The following is a 2087-nucleotide window of genomic DNA, read 5'->3' on the forward strand; positions in this document are numbered from 1 at the left end:
ATTTCCCAGAACTGCGGGTGCGTGCGCCGCACGCCCCATCTGTTCACAATATGTTCGAAGTGTTCTTCCTTTTCAGCGATACCCAGCAGCGATGCAAATTGTTCGATATCCGAATCCGGCACATCGAAAATGAAATTCGGATAACTGCCGATAATGCCGGGATATACGGTCAGGCGATCTTTTTCCGGTTGAAAACGCAATTCCTCGCCCAATATAAATGCAACGTTACTATGCGCACGATCCCGCAGCAAGGTATACACCGTGCGGTTATCCTGGCCGTACCTGACTCGCACGAAGGTCACTTCCGGCAAACGGTTGATGCCCGCTAGTTCGGCTGCCGGGCGGGCGGCGATGGCGGATAATGCCTGATCCGCTTTTTGTACCCACAGCGGCTGATCCGGGCGTGCACACTTCTCCATCTGGCAACGATTGACCGGATCGTTCGCCATTGCATTGACGGATTCAAAACGCTGGAGGATCCGCAAAGCAAGCTCTTGTTTCGGATTTTCGCTTGTAAAGCTCTCCGCCGAGGGCGATACATCGTCGATTTTCTCGTAAAAAATGCCGTATTTCAGTTTGCCCGAGTGCTGATACCAATCGTGTAGTATGACCGAGCGTTGGCCCTCCGGCATTAAGCGCAAAAAGTTGTGTTCCGAGCTATTGCGGATCAGATCGAAATACAGCCGGGTCAGCAGTTGATGCGCGACATTGCCGAACACGTTGTAATTCACTACCAGTATGTAGTAAGTGCGCTCCAGCAACGGATAGTCCATCAGCCACAGCGTCTGCGGAATTTCGCCGATCAATCCCCTGGCGACCGAGGCGCTATCGTAGTGGCGGGCGATGGTCAGCAAGGCATCGCTATTCCGGCCGCCGCCGTCCCAGACATGATCCAGCGATGCGCCGCCGGGGAATTGCATGACATACTGACTGCGGCGTTGCGCCAGATAATCGTTATGATGACCGAGATACCGGAGCCATTCCTCGCCCATCGCCAGCAGATCGTCGTTTTGCCCGGGCATTTCCAGCAACGGAATGGCTTGATGCTGATAGGCGTTATTCGTGATGAAAGAGTCGGATCCAGGATTCTGGAATAAAACCCAGAAACGGTCGCGTAGCACATCGGTGGCGATCTGACCACGGCATACCGGCCCGTGGATAACATTGCGCACATAGTATTCGGCGTTGTCCAACATGAACCGGTAACGCGCATAAGCCGGAATAGCTGCAAACGTGGCGAACGGATTCACCCGTTCCGCATAGCTATACCCCGGCAAATCACCCATCGGCCATTCCTGAGCGAAAAATAATTCGTTGATGCGGCGCTGTTTAGCCTGATTCAGTGGATACGGAATCCGCCGTTTGTGCAGAATGCTGCCGGAAATCGGACGTATGCGATAGAAAAATGATTGCTCGGGATCGTCATTGGGAAATACGGTGGAGATCGGGATGATATTCCTGCCGGGTGGTGTCGATGAGCGGATTAACTCAAAAAACCGCAACTCCCCATCCAGATCGGGAAAATGCAGCGTCGCCATAAACAGGTGTTCGTACAACCAACGCATCACCAGTTTGCCACGAGCATCAGCGCGATTAAAAAACGTCTCCCATTGCTGAATGGACGCTTTCTCACCCTTAGTCAGTATCACCGGTTCATCGGTGACTACCGCGCCTTGTTTGACCCAGCCGGCCAGCAGCGCATATTCCTGATCGCTGAGTCCGGTAACGGCAAACGGCATGCCGCTGCGCGGATAATCACGAGCATAATCGGAAAATTTCTCACTGGAGACACACTGATTTTTCCGGTTAATACCCAGCTTGATTGAATCCGGTATTTTGCTATTCGGTGGGAATGGATACTGCTTCGTCAGCGATATCATTCCAGCGATCAGAGGCTCGGATTGATCATCGTGGGCTTGTAGCACCGAATGAAAACCGCGCTCACGCCATCCCGAAACGGTCAACTCATCGATTCCGATCCGGGTAGGAGGCATGGCTTCTTTGCGCGCTCCTACATAAATCGATTCGCGAAAAGCGCCGCGCAGCAATCCTTCGGAACTCTCCAGCTTGAGCTGGCACGGCGCATC

General features: G+C 53.2%; 1 protein-coding gene. It reads right to left on the minus strand.

Annotation, left to right across the window (positions count from 1 at the left end):
- Nucleotides 1-2087: fatty acid cis/trans isomerase (locus BLU57_RS15605; protein WP_090322931.1), on the minus strand; the 2087-nt coding region annotated here is incomplete at both ends.

The organism is Nitrosomonas oligotropha, assembly GCF_900106555.1.
GTDB classification, from domain to species: Bacteria; Pseudomonadota; Gammaproteobacteria; order Burkholderiales; family Nitrosomonadaceae; genus Nitrosomonas; species Nitrosomonas oligotropha_A.